At 71.6% G+C, this 22,323-nt stretch carries 14 protein-coding genes; 8 read left to right on the top strand and 6 right to left on the bottom strand.

Features of this window, described 5'->3' with window-relative positions:
- Positions 1-205: 205 nt before the first annotated feature.
- Positions 206-1,273, bottom strand: coding sequence for a pirin family protein (locus AB3X10_RS21105; protein WP_369977347.1), 1,068 nt, complete (start codon positions 1,271-1,273; stop codon positions 206-208).
- 542 nt (positions 1,274-1,815) lie between these two features.
- Here AB3X10_RS21105 and AB3X10_RS21100 point away from each other — a divergent pair.
- The 6 genes from AB3X10_RS21100 to AB3X10_RS21075 all read left to right on the top strand — a co-directional run bounded on the left by AB3X10_RS21100 (position 1,816) and on the right by AB3X10_RS21075 (position 11,271).
- Positions 1,816-2,331: an RNA polymerase sigma factor gene (locus tag AB3X10_RS21100; protein ID WP_369977346.1), complete on the top strand. Its 516-nt coding sequence runs from the start codon at positions 1,816-1,818 to the stop codon at positions 2,329-2,331.
- Positions 2,324-3,406 (top strand): FecR family protein, encoded by a 1,083-nt coding sequence (locus AB3X10_RS21095; protein ID WP_369977345.1) that lies wholly within the window; start codon positions 2,324-2,326, stop codon positions 3,404-3,406. Before AB3X10_RS21100 ends, AB3X10_RS21095 begins: the two co-directional genes overlap by 8 nt.
- Positions 3,407-3,524: 118 nt before the next feature.
- The gene (locus tag AB3X10_RS21090) at positions 3,525-6,026 is read left to right on the top strand and encodes a TonB-dependent receptor domain-containing protein (RefSeq protein WP_369977344.1); all 2,502 of its coding nucleotides are present in this window, start codon (positions 3,525-3,527) and stop codon (positions 6,024-6,026) included.
- Between the two features lie 88 nt (positions 6,027-6,114).
- Complete coding sequence (locus tag AB3X10_RS21085; RefSeq protein WP_369981923.1) at positions 6,115-7,413, top strand: histidine-type phosphatase; 1,299 nt, start codon at positions 6,115-6,117, stop codon at positions 7,411-7,413.
- Positions 7,414-7,671: 258 nt separating this feature from the next.
- Positions 7,672-8,697: an NAD(P)H-quinone oxidoreductase gene (locus AB3X10_RS21080; protein WP_369977343.1), complete on the top strand. Its 1,026-nt coding sequence runs from the start codon at positions 7,672-7,674 to the stop codon at positions 8,695-8,697.
- Positions 8,698-8,883: 186 nt separating this feature from the next.
- Entirely contained in the window at positions 8,884-11,271 is a 2,388-nt protein-coding gene (locus tag AB3X10_RS21075) for a DUF3772 domain-containing protein (RefSeq protein ID WP_369981921.1), read from the top strand.
- A 69-nt stretch (positions 11,272-11,340) separates the two neighbouring features.
- Here the strand turns inward: AB3X10_RS21075 and AB3X10_RS21070 are convergent, their stop codons facing one another.
- Positions 11,341-12,003 carry a TIGR02466 family protein gene (locus AB3X10_RS21070; RefSeq protein WP_369977342.1) on the bottom strand — a complete coding sequence of 221 codons (663 nt, stop codon included), beginning with the start codon at positions 12,001-12,003 and terminating at the stop codon, positions 11,341-11,343.
- Between the two features lie 661 nt (positions 12,004-12,664).
- On the bottom strand, positions 12,665-14,356 hold the full coding sequence (locus tag AB3X10_RS21065; RefSeq protein WP_369977341.1) for an ABC1 kinase family protein: 1,692 nt from the start codon (positions 14,354-14,356) through the stop codon (positions 12,665-12,667).
- Positions 14,357-14,605: 249 nt separating this feature from the next.
- On the opposite strand from AB3X10_RS21065, the gene AB3X10_RS21060 reads away from it, so the two are divergent.
- Positions 14,606-15,766, top strand: coding sequence for an XAC2610-related protein (locus AB3X10_RS21060; RefSeq protein WP_369977340.1), 1,161 nt, complete (start codon positions 14,606-14,608; stop codon positions 15,764-15,766).
- Between the two features lie 256 nt (positions 15,767-16,022).
- Here AB3X10_RS21060 and AB3X10_RS21055 read toward each other — a convergent pair whose 3' ends face one another.
- Positions 16,023-17,651: a dihydroxyacetone kinase subunit DhaK gene (locus tag AB3X10_RS21055; protein ID WP_369977339.1), complete on the bottom strand. Its 1,629-nt coding sequence runs from the start codon at positions 17,649-17,651 to the stop codon at positions 16,023-16,025.
- Between the two features lie 147 nt (positions 17,652-17,798).
- Here AB3X10_RS21055 and AB3X10_RS21050 point away from each other — a divergent pair, with 147 nt between their 5' ends.
- Positions 17,799-18,695: a DUF808 domain-containing protein gene (locus AB3X10_RS21050; protein WP_369977338.1), complete on the top strand. Its 897-nt coding sequence runs from the start codon at positions 17,799-17,801 to the stop codon at positions 18,693-18,695.
- A gap of 95 nt (positions 18,696-18,790) precedes the next feature.
- Here the strand turns inward: AB3X10_RS21050 and AB3X10_RS21045 are convergent, their stop codons facing one another.
- Together AB3X10_RS21045 and AB3X10_RS21040 are read right to left on the bottom strand one after the other, a co-directional pair.
- Positions 18,791-20,395, bottom strand: a complete 1,605-nt coding sequence (locus AB3X10_RS21045; RefSeq protein WP_369977337.1) for a GGDEF domain-containing protein — start codon at positions 20,393-20,395, stop codon at positions 18,791-18,793.
- A 352-nt stretch (positions 20,396-20,747) separates the two neighbouring features.
- Entirely contained in the window at positions 20,748-21,674 is a 927-nt protein-coding gene (locus AB3X10_RS21040; protein WP_369977336.1) for a carbohydrate kinase family protein, read from the bottom strand.
- Between the last annotated feature and the right edge of the window lie 649 nt (positions 21,675-22,323).

The following is a 22,323-nucleotide window of genomic DNA, read 5'->3' as shown; positions in this document are numbered from 1 at the left end:
GGGAGAGGGGTTGGGGTGAGGGTCCGGCGCGAAGCGTCTCGTGGAGTTGGGAGCACGAGCTGCGCCCGTACCCTCATCCGGCCCTTCGGGCCACCTTCTCCTGAAAAGGGGGCCATGGTCCCGATGGGAGAAGGGAGCAGCCGAGCCCCTCTCCCACCGGGAGAGGGGTTGGGGGTGAGGGTAAGGCGCGAAAGCGACTCGCTGATCAGAAGACGCGCGGCTGTTGCGGCGCCGGACGCTCCTCGCGCCCATCCGGGTGTCGCGCGAAGCGGTTCGGGTCGCTGCCGTGCACCGGCGCCTCGTCGTTCCATGGCCAGCCGCCGAACTGGGTGCGGCGGTAGTCGGCCATGGCCTGAGCGATCTCGGCCTGCGTGTTCATCACGAACGGGCCATGTTGGGCCACCGGTTCGGCGATCGGCCGGCCCTGCAGCACCAGGAACTCGCTCACCTCCGCATCGCCGTTGACCAGCTCGACGGCCTGGTCGGCGCGCAACTCGATGGCAGCGTGGCTGGCGACATTGCGTCCACCCACGCTCACCGCTGCGCCCTTGAAGAAGTACAGGCTGCGGCGCGTGCCGCGGCCTTGCGCGGCGGGCAGCGTCCAGCGTGCGCCGGGCGCCATGCGGATCGTCCAGATGGCCACGTCGGCGTCGTCCTGTGCGGCCCACGAATCCGGCGGCGGCGCGAGCGGGCCGCCGGCGGTGCCGGGTGCGGCATCCACGGTGCCGACGCGGCCGGCCACGCAGGCCACGTCGGTGGTGCGGCCCGCGTCGTCGGTGGCGGTGAAGCGCGGCAGGTCTTCCGCCCAGAACATGGTGAAGTGCGGCGCCGCCAGCTTGCTGCGCGCCGGCAGGTTGAGCCAGATCTGGAACAGTTCCAGCGGGTTGGGCGCCGCGCTGTCGAGCAGCGGGAACATCTCCGAATGGACGATGCCCGCGCCGGCGGTCACCCACTGCACGTCGCCGGCGCCGAAGCGCGCCGCCGCGCCGAGCGAGTCGGCATGGTCGATCAGGCCCTGGCGCACGATGGTCACGGTCTCGAAGCCGCGGTGCGGGTGGCCGGGAAAGCCGGGAACGTCCTGGCCGTGATACATGCTCCAGCCGTCCTTGCGGCTGAAGTCCTGCCCGATGGCGCGGCCCGCCAGCGACGCCGCCGGGCCCATCGCGCCATTGCCGGCGGGGTAGGCGTCGTCGTGATAGACGCAGAACAGGAACGGGTCGATCGTTTCCCATGGAAAGCCGAGGGGCTTGATCTGGACGATGGGGTCGGTCATGGAGCTGTCCTTCGTGCGAACGCCGGCTGAGAGGAGCGGCAATGCTTGGAATATGGGGCAGGGTCGATGGAACGGAAGGCTGGCCCGGAAGACATCCTGTCCCGCGTGCGGAACGCCGCCGAAGGCCGCCGCGTTGTCGCCGGCAATTAAGGACGAGGAGATAGGCGGCGGCAGCGGCGATCGTCCGGCTTGGCAGCGCCGGCTCGGCGCTGGGTGGGCGGTCGACGTGCAGGGTGGTTCGCTGTCTTCGCCGCTGCGCCTCGGCGTGCGGCAGCTGGCCGGCGCAGGCCAGTTGCCAGGCCGCAACCGCGCGTCCGCGATGGAGCATCGGGCGCGACGTCACTGGTGGTGCAGGCGTATCACTGCAGGCGCATGTCCCGGCCGTGCCATGTCCGCGGGGCGCGTGGGCAAGCCGACCCTGGCGCGCAACTGAATGCCGGCTGGGGCGCAGCGTGCCGCATGTGCCCGCGCGGCCCGCGCGTCATCGGACTGTCATCTGCCGCGACCAGCATCGCAGGCCTTTCCGATCCTGCGAGCGCGTGGTGCGTCCCGAACCCTTGCCGGTGCTGTCGCGGCTGTTCCTGCAATGGCGGCCGTCGCTCAGCCGCTATTTCCTGCGCCGCCGCGCCGCGGCGTGGGATGCCGAGGACCTGGTGCAGGAAGTGTGGCTGCGCCTGCAGCGCAGCGAGGCGCACGCCCCGGAGATCGCCAATCCGGAGGCCTACCTGTTCACCATCGCCGCCAACCTGATGCGCGAGCACGCGCTGCTCAACCAGCGTAGCAGCCAGCGCGACACCTGCCTGGACGAGGTGCTGGAGCGGCTGGCGGTACCGTGCGAGGCCGATGCGCAGATGCACCGCGAGCAGCGCCGGCGGCGCCTGGCCGAACTGATGGCGCGGTTGCCGCCGAAATGCCGCGCGGCGATGGTGCTGCGCTACCGCGACGAACTCGGCTACCAGGACATCGCCGAGCAGCTGCAGATCTCCAGCCACATGGTCAAGAAGTACATCATCAAGGGCCTGGCGGCATGCCGGCAGGGCATGGCGCGCTATGCGTGAGTCGCCGATCGCCGCGGCCGCCGCGGCCTGGTACCTGGCGCAGCGCGAGGCGCCGTTGCCGCCGGTGCAGCAGGCCGAGTTCCTGGCCTGGCTGCGGCAATCGCCGGCGCACGTGGCCGAATACCTGGGCATCGCCCATCTGCACCAGGACCTGCAGGCCGCGGCGCAGTCGCAGCAGGCCAGCAGCGAACAGCTGTGCACGCATGCGCGCCACAGCGGCGCGGTGGTGGTGCCGCTGCGGCCCGAACTCGGCCGCAGCGCCGCGCCGCGATGGCGCGTGGCGCCGGCCGCGCGCCATCGCCACCGGCGCTGGGCGCTGGGCCTGGCCGCCGCGCTCGCGCTGGCGGCGGTGGGCGTGGCCACGCAACTGGCGACGCCGGCGACGGTGCCGGCGACGGTCTACGCCGCCGGCGCCGATGCCGGGCGCGAGGTCGCGCTGGCCGACGGCAGCGTGGTGCGCCTGGACCGCGGCAGCGCGATCGCAGTGCGCTACGGCACGCAGCGGCGCGACATCGCCCTGCTGCGTGGCAAGGCGCTGTTCGATCTCGGCCACGATCCGGCGCGGCCGCTGCGGGTCAGCGTCGGCACCCTGGTGCTGCGCGACATCGGCACCGTGTTCGGCGTCGACCGACACGCCGGCGGCACCCGCGTCACCGTGCTGCAGGGCCGCGTGCACGTGCTGCGCGGTGCGCATCCGTGGTGGCGGCGCAGCGCGTTGCCGGCCGAAGGCGCGCAGCTGGCGGACCTGGGCGGCGGCCAGCAGGCGCGGCTGGATACGCAAGGCCAATTGCTGGGGCTGGACGCGCATGCCGACATCGCCGGCGCCACCGCTTGGCTGCCGGCGCAGGTCGGCGTGCACGACCGCAGCGTGGGCGAGGTGGCGCGGCTGTTCAACGCCTACACCACGCAGCCGCTGCGCATCGCCGACCCGGCGCTGGCCGCGCGCCGCATCAGCGGCGTGTTCCACCTGCGCGATCCGGAGGCCTTCGTCGCCTACCTGGGCAGCCTGCCGAACGTGCAGGTGCACCGCGACGCGCAGGCGGTGACGATCCGCAGCGCGCCGGCGCCGATGTAAGAAAAGATTCACGCAAATACCGGTAGCCGCGCGGCGCTGTGCGCCACTCCTAGGTAGGCATGGTCGTCGCGCTGCGTGCGCATGGCCGCCTTCCTCTCCCCTCCGGTAGCCACGTCCCATGCGCAACACGCTCGTCGTCTCCATCGCCCTGCTGCTCGGCAGCACCTCTTCGCTGCCGGCATGGTCGGCCCCCGTCGCCGCGTCCGCGCCGGCGATCGCGCCGATGCCGCTGGACCAGGCGCTGGAGCTGTTCGCACGCAACAGCGGCCTGCAACTGATGTACGACCCGGCGCTGGCGGCCGGGCAACGCAGCAACGGCGCACCGGCCGGATTGGCGCCGGCGCAGCAGCTGCAGAAACTGCTGGCCGGCACCGGCCTGGACTACCGCATGCCGACCCCAAGCACGGTCAGCATCGTGCGCAGCGCCGCCGCCCCGCGCAGCGCTGCCGCCCCGCGTGCGCCGCACGCTGCCGCCACGCCCGCCGATACGGGAGACCGCGACGACGGCCCGCGCGAACTGGCGCCGATCAACGTCACCGCCAACAGCGTCGACACGCTGGCGCCCAGCGCCGCGCCGCTGGAAGCGAGCCAGCCGACCTCGGTGATCGACGAACGCTTCATTCGCGACGGTCTGCGCCTGAACGCGAACTACGACGACATCATCAAGTACGCGCCGAGCGTGGTCACCACCTCGCCGGAAGGCCCCGGCCTGGGCAAGAACGAAGGCATCAGCATCCGCGGCTTCCAGGACGGCCAGTTCAACATCACCTTCGACGGCATCCCGTTCGGCGACGCCAGCGACCTGCACCACACCACGTCGGCGTACTTCAACAACCACGTGCTCGGCCAGGCCGAGATCGACCGCGGCCCCGGCGGCGGCGCCACCATCGGCAACGCCACCTTCGGCGGCACCCTGGCGCTGCGCACGCGCAATCCCAGCACGGTGGACGGCGTCACCGCGTACGCCACCGGCGGCAGCTGGGACACCTGGTCCACCGGCGTCAGCGCCGACGAACACATCGGCAACACGCGCGTGTTCGCCGACCTGTCCAAGGAAGCCAGCGACACCTACCTGAAGGGCACCGACGACCGCCGCGAGCACGCCTTCGTCAAGACCGTCACCGAGCTGGGCGAGGCGACCACGCTGAGCTTCGTCAGCAGCTACAACCAGGAGCACCAGAACACCGTGCAGGGCGCCACCCGCGCGCAGATCGAACAGCATGGCTGGCGCTACGGCCTGGGCAACGATCCGACCCTGCAGAACTACACCGGCTACAACAGCGCCGCGTACTACTCCAGCTTCAGCTACCTGGGCCTGAGCACGCGCCTGGGCGACTGGGACCTGGACAACAAGGTCTACTACAACAGCTTCGACCACACCGCCGCCAAGAGCAGCATCCCCACCAGCGAGAGCGCCGCCGACAACGGCGTGACCTTCTACTCCAGCACCGGCAAGAAGCTGTCCAAGTCGGCCACGGACGTGCCCGGCAAACTGTCGGACAACGATTTCCGCGCCTTCGGCGACGTGCTGCGGCTGGCGCGCGAGCTGGGCCCGGGGCAGCTGCAGACCGGCGTGTGGGTGGAGCGCAACCTGGACGAACGCGAGCAGTTGCCGGTGGACATGAGCACCGGCGCGGCCAGCGGCACCAAGTACGGGTACCTGTACAACTACCAGCTGCACGACCGCACCGACACGCTGCAGCCCTACGTGCAGTACGACTGGAAGCTGAGCGACACGCTGACCCTCAGCCCCGGCGTGCGCTATTCGCGGGTGCAGCGCGAGCTCGACGCGCAGCTCAACAAGAGCACGCCGCCGGCACCGTCCTACACCCATGCCAGCTACGACGCGACGCTGCCGTCGCTGAGCCTGCACGACGCCTTCAACGAGCACTGGAGCGGCTACGTGCAGGCCGCGCGCGGCTTCCTGGCGCCGCCGATCGACGTGATCGAACTCAACGGCAGCCGCGGCCTGCAGCCGGAGCTGACCAGCAACTACCAGCTCGGCACCAGCTACGCCGCGCGCGGCCTGACCTTCGGCGCCGACGTCTACTACATCGACTTCAGCAACTACATCAGCCAGACCCTGGTCGCCACCGACAGCGGCACCGAGAGCGCCTACGTCAACGGCGGCGGCGCGGCGTACCGCGGCGCCGAGGCCGAAGCCACCTACGCGCTGACCCCGACGCTGAGCCTGTACGCCAACGCCAGCTACAACGAGGCCACCTACAAGCACAGCAGCACCCAGGTCGCCGGCACCCCGCACGTGACAGGGGCATTGGGCCTGCTCTACAACAGCGGTACCGGCTACTTCGGCTCGCTGATGGAGAAAGTGGTCGGCGCGCAGTACGGCGTGGACAACAGCACCGACGCCAGCGGCGCCACCGTGTTCGGCAACGACCAGCGCCTGGGCGGCTACGCCAGCCTGGACGCGGCGCTGGGCTATCGCAGCACGCATGGGCCGTACGGGCTGAAGGGCTACTCGATCAGCATGGACGTCAACAACCTGCTCGATCGGCATGCCCTGATCGGCTACGCCGGCACCCGCTCCTCCGACAACCAGCCGCTGTACTTCGGCCTGGCCGGACGCGGCGTGTTCCTCGACCTGTCGCTGAAGTTCTGAGGCCGGCGCCATGCATGTCTCCATCGAAACGCGCGGCATCGCCGCCCCGCGCGCGCGGCGGCGCCTGCAGCGCGCGGCCGCGCTGCTGATGCTGGCCGCGGCCGCAGTGCCGGCCGCGGCGGCGCGATCGCCAGCTGACACTTCCGCTGCCACCCATGCGCACGCAGCGGCCGACGTGCGCCTGGCGATCGTGGTGATGCGTCACGGCGTGCGCGCGCCGACCCAGGATCCGCAAGCGCTGGCCAGGTACGCAGCGCAGCCATGGCCGCAATGGCCGGTGGCGCCGGGCATGCTCACCGCGCACGGTGCGGCGGGCATGCAGGCGCTGGGCGCGCGCTATCGGCAGCGCTGGCTGGGCGAGGGCGTGCTGGCACCGGACTGCGCCGCGGCGCAGGTGGTGCTGATCGCCGACAGCACGCCGCGCAACCATGCCAGCGCCGCGGCGTTCGGCGCAGGCCTGCAGCCGGGTTGCCAGGCCCGGTACCTGGCACTGCCGAGCGAGCAGAACAATCCGCTGTTCCACTACGCCGCCGGCAAGGACAAGGGCGACGACAAGGACGAGGACGCGGTGGCCGCGCCGCTGCATCCGGATGCGGCCACGCGTGCGCGGCTTGGCGAGCTGCAGCAGGTGCTGTCCGGCTGTTCGGGCGGTGCCTGCGCCGCCCAGGCGCAGGCGGGCCAGGACACGCCGCGGCTGGACGATCCGCAACGGCTGGACGATCCCGCGCAGGCGGCCAAGCTGCTGAAGACCGCCGGCAGCCTGGCCGAGAACCTGATGCTGGAATACGCGCAGGGCCTGCCGCTGGCGCAGGTGGCGTGGGGCCGCGCCGACGCGGCCGCCCTGCAGCGCCTGATCGGCCTGCACAACGCCTCCTTCGACCACGGCAAGCGCGCCTTGCCGGCGGCGCGTGCCGGCGGCTCCAACCTGCTCGCGCACCTGCTGGCCACGCTGCAGGCCGCGGCCGGGCAGACCCCGGCCGTGGCGCCGCTGGCGCCGGCGCAGACCCGCGCGTTGCTGCTGCTCGGCCACGACACCAACCTGGCGCACCTGGCCGGCCTGCTCGACGTGCCCGGCGCGGTCCCCGGCCAGCCCGATGCCTATCCGCCCGGCGGCGCGCTGCTGCTGGAACTGGTGCGACAGCGCGGCCACGACTATCTGCAGCTGCGCAGCGTGGTGCCGACCCTGCAGGCGCTGCGCGACAATCGCTTCGACGGCACCGGGCTGCGCGAGCGGCGCTGGCCGCTGCCGGGCTGCGGCGGCCGCCTGCGCTGCCCGCTGGCGGTCGCGTTGCCGGCACTGCAGGCGCGGCTGGACCCGCAGCAGGTGCAGGCCGAGGTGCCGGCGTTGAGCGCGTGGCCGGTGCAGGCCGCTGTGGCGGACGATTAGTACGCTTCCCGACGCCCTCCAAATCCTCTGTGGGAGCGACTTCAGTCGCGACGGGCCTTACCGGTGACGCCCGTCGCGACTGAAGTCGCTCCCACATGGTTCCAGGCGTCTCCTTGTTCCCGAGGCGATTGCGCCGGGGCTTGCAGGACACGTTGCGCGCACCATCACGGATCGCAACGCGGCGAACGCCGATGATCGGCGCTTCCTCCCCCGCGCTTTGCGCCCGCGTGGCGCCGCGCTTTCGCCCAGGTTCCCGCCATGTCCCCGACCTCCGCCGCTGCGCTCCCCGATTCGATGACCGCGATCGAGATCCGCCACCCCGGCGAACCGGAGGTGCTGGTGCCGGTGCGCCTGCCGCTGCCGCATCCGGGCCGCGGCGAACTGCTGGTGCGGGTGGCCGCGGCCGGGGTCAACCGCCCCGACGTGATGCAGCGCCGCGGCAGCTATCCGCCGCCGCCCGGCGCCTCGCCGTTGCCGGGGCTGGAATTCGCCGGCGAGGTGGTGGCGCTGGGCGAGGGCGTGGAGCGCTACCGGCGCGGCGATGCGGTGTGCGCGCTGGTCGCCGGCGGCGGCTACGCCGAGTACGCGGTGGTGCACGAGCGCAACGCGCTGCCGGTGCCGGGACCGTTGAGCCTGGCCGAGGCCGCGGCGCTGCCGGAGACCTTCTTCACCGTGTGGGCCAACGTGTTCCAGCGCGGCCGCCTGCAGGCCGGCGAGACCCTGCTGGTGCACGGCGGCACCTCCGGCATCGGCAGCGTCGCCACCTTGCTGGGCGTGGCCTTCGGCGCGCGCGTGATCAGCACCGTCGGCTCGGCCGACAAGCGCGCCGCCAGCCTGGCGCTGGGCGCGCAGGCGGCGATCCTGTACCGCGACGAGGACTTCGTTGCCGAGACCCTGCGCCTGACCGGCGGCCGCGGCGCCGACGTGATCGTGGACCTGCTCGGCGGCGACTACCTGCCGCGCAACTACCAGGCGGCGGCGCTGGACGGGCGCATCGTGCAGATCGGCATCCAGCAGGGCAAGGTGCGCGACCTGGACCTGATGCCGCTGCTGGCCAAGCGCCTGACCCATACCGGCTCCACCCTGCGCGCGCGTTCGGTGATGGAGAAGGCGGCGATCGCGCGCGAGCTGGAGCAGCAGGTCTGGCCGCTGCTCGAACAGGGCCGGATCAAGCCGCAGCTGGACCGCAGCTTCGCGCTGGCCGAAGCGGCGCAGGCGCATGCGCGGATGGAGTCCAGCGCGCATATCGGCAAGATCGTGTTGCTGACGCAGGCGGGGCGGTGAGACTCTGTCGCGGCTGAAGCCGCTCCTAAAGAAAGCTCCCTGTAGGAGCGGCTTCAGCCGCCACTGGCCCGCACCGGCCACGCACCGCTGGCTCTGTTCAAGCGCCACGCCGTATATTGCGCCGCACGCGCGGTGGTCCGCGCTTCACCGCCGGTCCCCCGCGTGCGCCTGCCTTCCCGTTCCGCCGTGCTGCTGCCGTTGCTGCGCCGTTCGCTGCTGCTGTTGTTCCTGTGCCTGAGCGCGGCGGCGACCGCGCAGCCGCAGGACCAGCCGCAGCCGCCCGACCCGCAGGCCTTGCTGGAAGGCGCCGAGCAGACGCTGGACGATGCGCGGCGCAGCATGGACAGCGACAACGACCAGACCGGCTTGCGCGCCCTGCTCGGCAAGGTCGCCGATGCGCAACGCGATGCCGAGGCCGCGGTCGCGGCGCTGACCCCGCAGCTGGCCCAGGTCGATGCGCGGCTGCAGCAGCTCGGCCCGGCCGCGGACGGCGAGGCCAAGGACATCGCCGCGCAGCGCAAGGACCTGGCCAAGCAGCGCGCGCCGCTGGATTCGGGGATCAAGCGCGGCAAGCTGCTGGCGGTGGAGGCCAAGCAGCTCGGCGAGCAGATCGAAAGCGTGCAGGCCGAGCACTTCAGCCAGGAGCTGTCGCTGCGCTCGGCCTCGCCATTGTCGCCGTCGCTGTGGCGGCAGATCGCCAGCGATTTCCCCGCCGACCGCGATCGCCTGCTCGCCCTGTACCGGCTGGGCGCGCAGGCGCTGGACGCCGCGATCGCCGAAAACGGCAGCGGTGCGCTCGGCATTGGCCTGACTATCGCCTTCGTGCTGCTGTTCCCGCTGCGCTACCTGTTGCGCTGGCTGGGCAAGCGTTACGCGATGTCGCGCGCGCCCGGCAGCCGCCTGCGCCGCTCCGGGCTGGCCCTGTGGTTCCTGCTGCTGGGCACGCTGACGCCCGGCCTGGCCGCGCTGGTGCTGGCCGAGAGCCTGCGCAGCATCGGCGCGGTGCCGGCGCGGCTGGAGAGCGTGCTGCATGGCTTCGTCGTGGTCAGTTTCGCCGCCGCGTTCATGGGCTCGCTGGGCGCCAGCGTGCTGCTGCCGAACCAGCCGTCGTGGCGCCTGTTCCCGATCGACGACGCCACCGCGCGGCGCCTGCGCAAGTACACCTGGGCCACCGCGACGCTGGCCTGGCTCAGCAGCATGCTGCTGGTGGTCAACCAGGCCAGCCGCACCAGCGAGTCGGCCACGCTCGCCGCCGACGGCGTCATCGCGCTGGTCTATGCGGTGCTGATCCTGGCGATCCTGACCAGCCTGTCGCGGCTGCGCCGGCGCCAGTACGCCGAGGCCGCGGCGCAGGCGCTGGAAAACGCCCAGCCGCCGCCGCCGGGACAGCACGGCGGCGCGCTGGCGCTGGTCGGGGTGCTGGTGCGGGTGGCGGTGGTGGTGGCGTTGCTGGCGTCGCTGCTGGGCTATCTGCACCTGGGCCTGTTCATCACCCGGCAGATCATCTGGATCACCATGATCGTCGGCGCGATCCGCCTGCTGATGACCTTCGCCGACGATTTCGCGCTGTGGCTGTTCGCCAGCGAAGGCCGCATCGGCCGCGCCGCCAGCGGCGCGTTCGGCGTGCGCGCCAGCCGCCTGGAGCAGGCCGGCGTGCTGACCTCGGCGGTGGTGCGCGTGTGCCTGCTGCTGATCGGCGTGGGCGCGTTGCTGATCCCGTTCGGAACCAACGTGTCGACCATCACCGACTGGTTCTCGGTGCTGTCGCAGGGCATCCCGATCGGCAAGAGCCACCTGTATCCGGGCGCCGTGTTGCGCGCGGCGCTGGTGCTGGGCCTGGGCCTGCTGGCGATGCAGTACATCCATGGCTGGCTGACCCAGACCTACCTGCCCAAGACCGAGCTGGACGACGGCTCGCGCAATTCGGTCAGCACCGTGGCCCGCTATGCCGGCATCCTGCTGGCCGCGCTGTGCGCGCTGGCCGCGTCGGGCATCGAGGTGGCGCAGATCGCGCTGGTGGTCAGCGCGCTGTCGGTGGGCATCGGCTTCGGCCTGCAGTCGATCATCCAGAACTTCGTGTCCGGGCTGATCCTGCTGGCCGAGCGCCCGGTCAAGATCGGCGACTGGGTCAAGATCGGCGACCAGGAGGGCGACGTGCGCAAGATCAGCGTGCGTTCCACCGAGATCCAGGTCGGCGACCGCTCCACGCTGATCGTGCCCAACTCCGAACTGATCACCAAGACCCTGCGCAACATGACCCTGGCCGGGCCGCTGGGCCGGCTGCAGATCCAGTTCGCGGTATCGCTGGGGACCGACATGGTCAAGCTGCGCGCGCTGCTGCTGGAGCTCTACGCCGCGCACCCGGGCGTGCTGGAGGACCCGGCGCCGTCGGTGTTCATCGATTCCATCGCCAGCGGCCACGTCACCCTCAACAGCTTCGCCTACGTCGGCAATCCGCGGCTGGTCTACGGCATCCGCAGCGACCTGTTCTTCAGCCTGCTGCAGCGCCTGGCCGAAGAGGGCATCGCGCTGGAATCGCCGCAGGAGGTGCGGCTGCTGCGCAAGGAGCCGTGAGCGCGGCAGGCGGCATGTGCGACGCATGCGGTCCCGGCGCGCCGATCGGCCGGGAAAGCTCGGGCTTGCTCATACGCTGAAGTTGAAGGCGACCGAGATGCGCGGCCGCGAACCCGTGAACAGCGTGACCGAGTGCAGGAGCCAGGACGGGAACATGACCAACGCGCCGCTCTCGGGAGCGATGGAGGTGGTCAATCCCGCGCTCAGGCAGCCTGCAATGCGGATCTTGAGTTCTGGATTGTAAAGCGACGGCATGACGCCTCTCGGATCGAGAAACTGGAGTTCTCCGCCGGGAATCCGGCCATCTTCGGCGCCGTCGTCCACCCAGTAGACGCCCGACCAGAACGCCCCCGGATGGGCGTGTTGCGCGTTCGAATCCCCGGCTTCGTTGACGTTCGCCCATGCGTTGATCTTCCACTCGAAATCGGGCACGACCAAGCCGTGCTGCGGGTGGTAGACGGCCGTCAGCTCGTGGGCCAGATCCTTGGCGAACGCCGTCAGCGCCATGGCGCCTTCGCCATGCCAGTGATTGAAGTCGGCACTGGATTGCCATCCCCCCGAGTTGCTGTGGCGCACGCCGGCCGGGTTCTGGGCTCTGTTGCTGTGGATTTCTTCCTTCAGCACTTCGTTCAGCAGCTCGGCCGCTGGATGCGTGATCTGCGCGACGGGCGTGGCGAACAACCGGTGGATCTTGATCTGCTCGGGTTCGACGAGGTTTGGATAGGGCGACATGACCGGAGTTCTTGATATTCGCTGGCCGTTCTTGATGCATGCGCATCGCGGTTCTGCTTGCGCTTCCACGACGCCGAGTGCTCGCCGCAGCGAGCGTCGCGGTCGAAACCGCTCCGGCGGGAAGAAGCCGGGCGTCAGTCTAGCGGCATCGTTTCGGTGGGGTGTGTCAGCCATGCCCGTGCCGATCGCGCCACGCCTGCCCGTGCATGCGGCAACAGGGAGGATGTGAACGGCGTGCCCATGCGCTGGCCATCTGCGGCAGCGTTGCATGCGCAACGGCGGCCTTGCGGGTCGGGGCCTGTCGGGCGTCATCCGGCGCCGCGCGGCTTGACCCGCTCGCGCGCTGGACGCTGCGCCACGCTGCATCCGCCGGCGGCCTGTCAGGCCCGGCGCGACCTGCCGGGAATTGCCCGGGAATCGATGGCAACCCTAGGCGTTTCATCAATCCCCGAGCGGCATGCGCCACTGCTGCGCGTGCGTCTCCATGTGGCGCTGGCAACGGCCGCGCGCACGCGCAAGAGTGGTCCTGCGGGTTGGGCCGGTCAGGCCGCCAGCCTGCACCGCGCGGCGTGACCCGACCGCCCGGCAGGCGCTGCGCCGCGCCGCACCGGATGGCGGCCTGTCAGGCCCAACCCGACCTGCCCGGGAATCGAGGGCAGCCCTAGCGCCGCCCGCGTTCCTCGCGCACCCGCGTGCGGCGGTCGAACAGTACCGCGCTGGCGACGATGCCCAGCCCGAGCACCACGCCGAGCAGGAACAGCACCATCGCGATGGCCGGGTAGCCGAACAGCTTGGCGCCGGTGTCGATGCGCATCATCTGCGTGGAGGCCAGGATCAGCGCGGCGGTGACGATGCCGGCGGCGACGCGGTTGGCGATCTTCTGCAGGCTCTCCATCAGCCGCGATTCCTCCAGCCCGGCCACGCGCACCTGCAGGCGGTTGTCGGCGGCCAGCGACAGTATGTCCGACAGCTTGCGCGGGCCTTCGCGCAGCAGCGCCTGCATCTCCATCGCCTCGCTGGCCAGGTTCGCCGCCGACAGCGATTTCTTCAGCCGCGCGCGCATCACGTGCTGCAGTTGGTCCTCGACCACGCTGCGCGTGTCCAGGTTGGGCGACAGCGCGCGGCATACCGCTTCCAGGTTCAGCAGGGTCTTGCCGAGCAGGCTCAGTTCCGGCGGCGTGCGCAGCCCGTAGGCGGTGGCGATGCGCACCAGGTCCAGCACCACGCGGCCTTCGGAGGTGGCGTCGTGCGCGGCATAGCGCGCGATCATCTGCCCGGTCTCGCGCTGGTAGTGGTCCTCGTCGAAGTCCTCCAGGCGCGTGCTCAGCGCGATGGTCTCCTCGGCCACTTCCTCGCCGCGGCCGTCGACCGCGGCGAACAGCAGCTTGAGCAGGCGCTCGCGCAGCTTCGGCGGCACGTGCGCGACCATGCCCAGGTCGAAGATCGCCAGGCGCCCGTCGCTCAGCACGCGCAGGTTGCCCGGATGCGGGTCGGCGTGGATCTCGCCGTGCACGAACATCTGGTCCAGGTAGCCGCGCACCAGCGCCGCGGCCAGGTCGTCCATCGGCTGCTCGGTGCGGCGCAGCCCGGAGATCCGGTCCACGCGCACGCCTTCGGCCAACTGCATGGTCAGCACCTTGCGGCTGCTAAGGTCCCAGATCGGCTGCGGCACCCACAGCTGCGGGAACGGCTTGAGGTGCTCGCCGAAGCGCGCCAGGTTCTCCGCCTCGGCCTCGTAGTTCAGTTCGGCCAGCAGCGCCTTGCCGAATTCGGCCAGCCAGTCGGCGAAACGGATGCGGCGGCCCAGGCCGGTCAGCTTGTCGGCGGCATTGGCGAAGCTCTTCAGCACCTCCAGGTCCGACCGCACCTGCGCGGCCACCTCGGGCTTCTGCACCTTGATCGCCACCGGCGTGCCGTCGCGCAACGCGGCGCGGTGCACCTGCGCCAGCGAGGCGGTGCCCAGCGGGGTGTCGTCGAAGGCGGAGAAGGCCTTGTTGACCGCCACGCCGAGTTCGGCCTCGACGATCTCGCGGATCCGCTCCACCGGGACCGGCGCGGTGTTTTCCTGCATGCGCTCCAGTGCGGTGGCGAATTCCGGCGGCACCACGTCCGGGCGCGTGGACAGCATCTGCCCGAGCTTGACGAAGGTCGGGCCCAGCGCCTCCAGGTCGGTGACGAACTGCTCGGGCGTGCCTTCGGGCGGCAGCTCGTTCGCGCCGTCGACGCCCTGCATGTCCATGCCGGAGAACACCCCCGAACTGCGGTAGCGCAGCAGCAGGCGCAGGATCTGGGTACGGCGGCTGAGGCCGCCGACTACGTGCGGGGTGTCCGCAGCGTCGGGCGTCGCGCTCAAGGTTCGGCTCCGGGAATGGCGGGGATTGCGGCGGCCAGTGTGGCCGGGGCCGGGTCGTCGCGCGGTGAACCCGCCGCCGGCGCGCTGTGCGGCGGCGGCGTACGCGCATGCGGGTGCCACCGCAACACGCATGCCGTCGCTGGCGTGCCATGCGGCGAGGCCTGGGGTGCGCTCCGGCACGCGGCACCTATCGCGGCGCCGCGCCCGCCCTTACCCTTTGCGTTCCACTGTCGCCAAGCAGGGCGTGCCATGCCGTCTTTCCTTTCGCGTGTCGTTCCCGCCGCCAGCGCCGCCAGCTGCTGCCGCGGCCTGGCCCTGGTGGCCGCGTTGCTGCTGTCGGCCACGGCGTCGGCCGCGCCGGAGCGCTATGCCGACGAAGGCTTCGATGCGCAGGCCTTCGCCGGCAGCGAGCACCGCACCTATGCGGTGCAGGACTTTTCCGAGCGCTACCGGGCGACGCTGGAGATCGAGGACAACAGCGAGGTGTTCCGCCCCGGCATCGTGCGCGTGTTCGCGCGCGGCAGCGCCACGCCGCTGATCGAGGTGGCCTCGCCCGAGCTGGTGCTGGACACCGACGGCAAGAGCGGCAAGGCCAAGGCCAACGTGCACGAACTGCCGTACGGCGAGCAGAGCGTGCTGATCTACGCCGATTTCAACTTCGACGGGATCAAGGACCTGGCGCTGATGGACGGGCAGAACAGCTGCTATCACGGCCCTTCCTATCAGGTGTACGTCGGCACCGCCGATGGCTTCGCGCCCAGCCCTGCGTTCACCGAACTGGCGCAGAGCAACTGTGGCCTGTTCGAGGTGGACGCGCAGGCGCGCGAACTGCACACCATGACCAAGGACGGCTGCTGCTGGCATCAGTTCGCGGTGTACACGGTGCGCGACGGCGAGCCGTTGCTGGAGCGCGAGCTGGTCGACGACGCCACCGGCGCTTCTTCGGGGCTGACCCAGGAGACGCGCTACCGCGACCAGGGCGGCAAGCGTGTGGCGGAGAAGCACTACCTGTGGGACGAGGACGGCGGCAGCGTGGCGGGGGAGCGCAGGATCCTGCTCGAATTCCGCCTGGCGCCGTCCGGCAAGCGCATCGTCGTGTTCGCCAACCAGGGCGATGGCGAGGCCGGAACGCCGTACTACGCGGCGATCGGCGCGCAGCAGCGGGTCGAGCTGCTGTATCCGGACGACGCGCAGGAGGGGTTCGATGTCGATGCGTCGCGGCACGTGTTGAGCTTCGCCCGCGGCGATACCACCTACCGCATCGTCGGCAACGCGCAGGGCGTGCCGCAGCGCATGGAGGTGGTGGCGCGTGGCAAGACCCAGCCGCTGGCGCTGCAGCCCGGCTCGGTGCATGGATCGTTGCAGGCGGTGGCGCAGGCGCTGAGCGCCGCGCAGGCGACCGCGGAGTAGCGCCGGCGCCTGCGGCACCCGCGCATGGCTGTTGCCTGTCGCAGCGGCTTTAGCCGCGACAGGCATTCTCGGTCATGCCTGTCGCGGCTGAAGCCGCTCCTACAGGAAGCGTGCGGCCGACCTGCTGGGTGCACTGTAGGAGGGGCTTCAGCCCCCGACAGACTGCCGGAGCCGCTGCTGTTCCAACTCCGCTCGTCGCGACTGAAGTCGCTTCCACAGGGGCCGGCGGCGAGCCGGCGGGCTGCGTTGCCAGCGCTCATCGTTCCCATGCCGCGAAGGCGCGCGCTACCGCGTCGGCGCCCGGGTCGACCACGCCGCGCAGCGCGTCCGCGGGGACCGCGGCCGAGCGGCCGGCGCGGGCCTGGGTCAGCTGCGCGGTGGCATCGGCGCCGGCACGTGCCGCGCGCGCTGCGTCGTCCGCGCTGCCGCCGCGCGCCAGCGCCTCCAATGCCGGCAACAGCGCGTCGAGCATGGTCCGATCGCCCAGTTGCGCGCCGCCGTAGTGCTGCATCCGCGCCACGCCGGCCTGCAGCGCCGGCACCCAGCCGCGCCCGGCCTCCAGTTCGGTGGCCGCGGTGGTGAACAGGATCGACAGCAGCACGCCGCTGGAGCCGCCCATGCTGCGCTCGATCGCCGCCGCCAGGCCGTGCGCCAGCGCGGCGGCCTCGCCCGTCGCCAACCCGTCCGCGTCCAGCGCCTGCTGCAGGGCACGGGCGCCGGCGGCGAAGGTGCTGCCGGCATCGCCGTCGCCGGTCTGCGCGTCGAGCGCGTCCAGTTCCGCCTGCGCGGCGATCAGCGCCTGCGCGACCCGCGCCAGGGCCGCGCCGCGTTGCGGGTCGCGGGCGCCGTGCCGGTGCGCGTCGCTGCGCGACAAGGCCGGCGCGAAGCGGGCCGGCGCGTGCGGCACGCGCACGCCGGGCCAGCCCAGGGTCTGCACCGGCGATCGCAGCGCGGCGAGCACGTCGGCCTCGGCCGGCGCCAGGGTGATGGAGAAGCCGTGCATGTCCATCGAGGTCATCAGCGCGGCCGGCAGCGTCATCAGCGCGATCCGCTCGGTGCCGATGCGCTGCAACGCCAGCCGGGTCAGCACGCCCAGTTCCTGGGTGGAGCAGCCGCCCAGGTCGTTGAGCAGCAGCACCAGCGGCGCGTCGGCGCCGTAGCGCGCGTCGGCCTGCGCCAGCAGCGGGTCCAGCACCAGCGCCAGCGCCTCCTCGACCGAGGCCGGCTGCACCTTGCGCGTGCCCGGCTCGTTGTGGATGCCCAGGCCCAGTTCCGGCGCGCGGCGGCCGGCGTGCTGGCCGGGCACGGTGCAGCTGGACAGGGCCATGCCCAGCGACAGCAGGCGGTCGGCGAAGGCCTGGCCGCGCCGGGCCAGCTCGGCCAGCGCCACGCCTTCGCGGGCCAGGTGGCCGACGTACTTGTGCACCAGCACGGTGCCGGCGATGCCGCGCGGCTGCGTGGCGTCGGGCAGGGCGATGTCGTCGGCGACCAGTACACTGGCCACGTCGATGCCTTCGGCGCGGGCGCGCTCGGCGGCCAGGCCGAAGTTGAGCCGGTCGCCGGTGTAGTTCTTGATCACCAGCAGCACGCCAGGCGCGTCGGCGCAGGCGCGGATCGCGGCCAGCACCGCTTCCACCCCCGGCGAGGCGAACAGGTCGCCGGCGATCGCGCCGCTGAGCATGCCCGGGCCGACGAAACCGGCATGCGCCGGTTCGTGGCCGGCGCCGCCGCCGGACAGCACCGCGACCTGCGCCGGGTCGCGCTCGGCCTGCAGCACGATGCGGGTGCCGCTGGCCGGATCCGAACGCAGCAGCGGTTGCAGCGCGGCGACGGCGTCGAGCACGTCGTCGACGATGGCGCGGGGGGCGGTGAGGAACTGGTCCATGGGTGTCCTTCGCGGTGGCAGGTGTCTGCCGCGTACGCTAGCCGAGCCGGCGTTATGCGCGGCTGAGGCCGGGCACGGTCGCGCTCACCCACCGGGCGCGCGGAATCGGCGAGAATCCCCGCTCATCTCCCCGAATGGAATCCCCGCATGGCCGGCGCCAGCCTGTTCACCCTGCTCGACGATATCGCCTCGCTGCTCGACGACGTGGCGATCCTGACCAAGGTGGCGGCGAAGAAGACCGCCGGCGTGCTCGGCGACGACCTGGCGCTGAACGCGCAGCAGGTCACCGGGGTCAATGCCGACCGCGAGCTGCCGGTGGTGTGGGCGGTGGCCAAGGGTTCGCTGCTCAACAAGGCGATCCTGGTGCCGGCGGCGCTGGCGATCAGCGTGTGGCTGCCGTGGGCGATCACCCCGCTGATGATGATCGGCGGCGCGTTCCTGTGCTTCGAGGGCGTGGAGAAGCTGGCGCACCGCTTCCTGCACTCCAAGGACGAGGACGCGCAGCGCCACGCGCAGCAGCTGCAGGCGCTGGCCGACCAGCAGGTGGACGTGGTCGCGCTGGAGAAGGACAAGATCAAGGGCGCGATCCGCACCGATTTCATCCTCTCCGCCGAGATCATCGTGCTGTCGCTGGGCGTGGTCGCCGGGGTGCCGTTCGTGCAGCAGCTGTCGGTGCTGGTGGCGATCGCGCTGGCGATGACGGTCGGCGTGTACGGCCTGGTCGCCGGCATCGTCAAGCTCGACGACCTGGGCCTGTACCTGACCCGCAAGGGCGCCGCCGCCGCGACCATCGGCCGCGGCATCCTGTGGCTGGCGCCGTGGCTGATGCGCGCGCTGTCGATCGCCGGCACCGCGGCGATGTTCCTGGTCGGCGGCGGCATCCTGGTGCACAGCATCGGCCCGCTGCACCACGCCCTCGAGGGCATCGCGCCGCAGGGCGCCTGGGGCAGCGTGGTCCTCAATCTGGGCAACGCGCTGGTCGGCATCGTCGCCGGCGCGCTGGTGCTGGGGGCGGTGTTGCTGTTCAAGAAAATCCGGGATTAGGGATTCGGGATCGGGGATTCGCAAGCGCGGCGCGCCCGCGCTTTGGCCAATCCCGAATGCCCAATCCCCAATCCCGCGCCGGCCGCGCCGGCGCACTAGTCCGCTGACACCACCCGGTTCTTGCCCGCCTTCTTGGCCTCGTACAGGGCGCGGTCGGCGCGCTTGATCAGCACGTCCTGGCTCTCGCCGGCGCGGCGCATCGCCACTCCGGCGCTGAAGCTGACGAACACGCGCTGGTCCTCGTGCACCACCGCGCGCTGGGCCAGGGCGCGCTGCACCCGGGTCACCGCCGCGGACGCTTCGAAAATGGTGCAGTCGGGCATCAGCAGCAGGAATTCCTCGCCGCCGTAGCGGGCGATCGCGTCGCTGCCGCGCAGCGTGGTGCGCGCCACTTCCACCACGTGGCGCAGCGCGGCGTCGCCGCCGGGATGGCCGTAGGTCTCGTTGAGCTTGCGGAAATCGTCCAGGTCCAGCATCGCCACGCACAGCGGCTGCGCGATGCGCTCGGTGCGCGCCAGTTCGCGCACGAACAGCTCGTCGAGCCCGCGCCGGTTGAGGGCACCGGTGAGCTGGTCGACCCGCACCAGCCCGCTGACGTCCTGCAGCTCCTGCTCCAGGCGCAGGATGCGCTGCTCGGCCGCTTCCACTTCCTGGCGCGCGGCGATCAGGTGGTCGCGCGCGCGCAGCGCCTGCTGCTGCACGTGGCCGGTGTCCTGCAGCACTTCCTGCAGCAGGCGGTTGAGGTCGGCGATGCTGCGCGCGTCGCGGATGGTCTGCGAGTAGTCGGCGATGCGGTCGTGGAACTCGCTGGTGCTGATCGCCATGCCGTCCAGGTTCTCGACGAAGGACACCATCATGTCCTTCATCGCCTCCTTGGACTCGGCGATGCCCTGCTTGAGCAGGCCCTGCTTGTAGATCACCTCGCGCAGGCTGCCGCGCGCTTCCTCGATCGAGTAGCGGTCCATCGGGCCGCTGATCATGTCGCGCACCACCGCGATCTGGCCCTGCAGCCAGCTGGTGTCGTCGAGCAGTTCGCCGACGTTCTCCAGCAGCAGGTCGAACAGGCCCAGCAGCAGGGTCTGCTGTTCCTGGCTGTCGCTGGCGCGCAGCGACACCTGGTGGCACAGCTCGCGCACGCGCTGCGCCAGCGGTTCCAGCGGCAGGCCCGGGCGCCATTGGCGCAGCGCCTCGCCGGTGGCCTCCGATTCGTTGGCCAGTTCCGGCAGGTTGTGCAGCAGCGAGGCCAGCGCGCCGGCGATCGCCTGGCGCAGCAGGTCGCGCAGGCGCTCGGGATCGCTGGGCCCGGCCAGCGGATCGCCGACGTCGATGGTGCGGATGTACTTGTCGATCAGCTGGCGCAGCGCGCGGCCGTAGCTGGGCCAGTCGCCGCTGGCGGCCGCCGACTGCAGGCGCCGGCCCATGTCGCCCAGCTCGCCGTGCAGGCTGGCCATACCGTTGGCGAAGGCGCCGAGCAGGTCCAGCGGCTCGTGGGCGTGGTTGAACAGGCGGATCAGCGCCGCGGTGACCGCGGCCGGATCGGCGTGTTCGCCCGGCGCCGCAGGCGCGGTACCGTGCCCGTGCGCATGGCCGTGCCGGCGCGGCGCCACCGCGGAGGCCGGCGGCGCCGCCGGCTCGCGGCGGCGCGGCGACAGCAGTTTGCGCAGTCCGCCGACGGGTGGCTCGTCGCGTTGATCCGGCATGCTGACGCCTCCTCCCCAGTAAACGCACCGCCCTGCCGCAAACGCGGCGCCCATGGCGACACTCAGGAACAGGATATCGGCGCCGGCGGCGCGCGCTTGAGCCAGGGCGCGCCCTCGATCCCGGAGCAGGTCGCGCCGCGCTTGCGCGTGCGCGAGGCAAGGAAGAGGGAGAACGTGGAGGATGCCTCGCCCTGCCAATGAGGTGGCGCCGGGAGGCGCGCGAGCGCGGCCCTGCGGGTTGCGCCTGTCAGGCCGCCAGCCGGCGCGGCTTGACCCGACCGCCAGTCAGGCGCTGCGCCAACCGGCAACCTGATAGACCCAACGCGACCCGCTCGGGAATCGACGATACGCCCTATAGCGCCGCGCGGACCTCGTCCAGGCTGGGCGGGTTGGCGCCGGCGCGGGTGCAGTTGATCGCCGCCGCGGCCACGCAGAAGGCCAGCAGCTGCTGCAGCGCCGGTGCCGCGCGGCCCAGCGCGGCGAGCGCGGCCAGGTCGGGCAGCTGGTGCAGCAGCGCGGCCTGGAAGCTGTCGCCGGCGCCGACGGTGTCGGCCACCTGCACCGTGCGCCCGGCCACGCGCGCCTCGGCGTCGCCGCTCCAGGCGATCGCGCCGTCGCCGCCCAGGGTCATCACCACCAGCGACGGGCCGTGCTGCAGCCAGCCGCGCGCGATCGCGAACGGATCCTGCTGCGGGTACAGCAGCTCGATGTCTTCCTGGCTGACCTTGACCACGTGCGCCAGCGCGATCCAGCGCGCCAGCCGCGCGCGCCACACCGCCATGTCCGGCTCCACCGTCGGCCGCACGTTCGGATCCAGCGAGATCAGGCGCTGCGCGCGCTCGCGCTCGGCCAGGGCCTGGAAGGTGCTGGCGGTGGTCTCGGCGACCAGGGTGTAGGAGCCGAAATGCAGGCCGCCGACCGAGGCGCCGAGCACCGGCAGGTCGGCCGTGGTCAGCGCGCGGTCGGCGCAGCCGGTGCCGTAGAACGAATAGTTGGGCACGCCCTGCGCGTCCAGCGCGACCATCACCAGGGTGGTCGCCTCGGCCTTGTCGACGCAGTGGTCCAGGGCCACGCCCTCGCGCTCCAGGGTGCCGCGCAGCTGGCGCCCGAGCGGGTCGGTGGACAGGCCGGTGAACAGCGCCGACGGCGTGCCGAGACGGGCCAGGCCGATCGCCACGTTGAACGGCGAACCGCCCTGGCGCGCGGTCATGCCGACCGAGGTGCCGGCGTAGCCGTCGATGAAGATGTCGTACAAGGCCTCTCCACACACCACGAACATCGAACGGCTCCTCGGTTGGCTGCAGCGGCGCCGGGCGGCGCGATGGGCGGCTATTGTGGCGTACAAGCCGCAGCGCGGCGACCATGCGCGGCGCTGCGGGAGCGTGGCTGCGTGCCATGTTGCCTGTGTGTGTCGGGCGCGAGGTTGCGCCCCCGTACTCGCATCCGCCCCTTCGGGACACCTTCCCCAAAAAGGGGGCCATGGTCCCGATGGGAGAAGGGAATGGCCTAGCCCCTCTCCCACCGGGAGAGGGGTTGGGGTGAGGGTGCGGCGCGAAGCGTCTCGCGGAGTTTGGGTGCACGAGGCTGCGCCCGTACCCTCATCCGCCCCTTCGGGGCACCTTCCCCCAAAAAGGGGGCCGTGGTCCCGAAGGGAGAAGGAAAAGCCTAGCCCCTCTCCCACCGGGAGAGGGGTTGGGGTGAGGGTGCGGCGCGAAGCGACTCGTGGAGTTGGGAGCACGAGGCTGCGCCCGTACCCTCATCCGCCCCTTCGGGGCACCTTCTCCCGAAGGGAGAAGGAAAAGCCTAGCCCCTCTCCCACCGGGAGAGGGGTTGGGGTGAGGGTCGGGCGCGAAGCGTCTCGTGGATCCGGGAGCCGGCCGCGCATGCCGCCGGCGCCTTGCCCATGTGCCCGCGATCGTCGTAGCTTC

Origin of the sequence: Xanthomonas sp. DAR 80977 (genome assembly GCF_041240605.1) — a bacterium.
Lineage (GTDB): Bacteria > Pseudomonadota > Gammaproteobacteria > Xanthomonadales > Xanthomonadaceae > Xanthomonas_A > Xanthomonas_A bundabergensis.
Note: the sequence above shows the minus strand (reverse complement) of the source record. Positions and strands in the feature narration are given on the sequence as shown.

Excerpts from the sequence above, each read along its gene's own strand:
- AB3X10_RS21105 (WP_369977347.1), bottom strand. The coding sequence starts at position 1,273 with ATGACCGACCCCATCGTCCAGATCAAGCCCCTCGGCTTTCCATGGGAA.
- AB3X10_RS21095 (WP_369977345.1), top strand. The coding sequence starts at position 2,324 with ATGCGTGAGTCGCCGATCGCCGCGGCCGCCGCGGCCTGGTACCTGGCG.
- AB3X10_RS21090 (WP_369977344.1), top strand. The coding sequence starts at position 3,525 with ATGCGCAACACGCTCGTCGTCTCCATCGCCCTGCTGCTCGGCAGCACC.
- AB3X10_RS21085 (WP_369981923.1), top strand. The coding sequence starts at position 6,115 with ATGCTGGCCGCGGCCGCAGTGCCGGCCGCGGCGGCGCGATCGCCAGCT.
- AB3X10_RS21080 (WP_369977343.1), top strand. The coding sequence starts at position 7,672 with ATGTCCCCGACCTCCGCCGCTGCGCTCCCCGATTCGATGACCGCGATC.
- AB3X10_RS21070 (WP_369977342.1), bottom strand. The coding sequence starts at position 12,003 with ATGTCGCCCTATCCAAACCTCGTCGAACCCGAGCAGATCAAGATCCAC.
- AB3X10_RS21060 (WP_369977340.1), top strand. The coding sequence starts at position 14,606 with ATGCCGTCTTTCCTTTCGCGTGTCGTTCCCGCCGCCAGCGCCGCCAGC.
- AB3X10_RS21055 (WP_369977339.1), bottom strand. The coding sequence starts at position 17,651 with ATGGACCAGTTCCTCACCGCCCCCCGCGCCATCGTCGACGACGTGCTC.
- AB3X10_RS21050 (WP_369977338.1), top strand. The coding sequence starts at position 17,799 with ATGGCCGGCGCCAGCCTGTTCACCCTGCTCGACGATATCGCCTCGCTG.
- AB3X10_RS21045 (WP_369977337.1), bottom strand. The coding sequence starts at position 20,395 with ATGCCGGATCAACGCGACGAGCCACCCGTCGGCGGACTGCGCAAACTG.
- AB3X10_RS21040 (WP_369977336.1), bottom strand. The coding sequence starts at position 21,674 with ATGTTCGTGGTGTGTGGAGAGGCCTTGTACGACATCTTCATCGACGGC.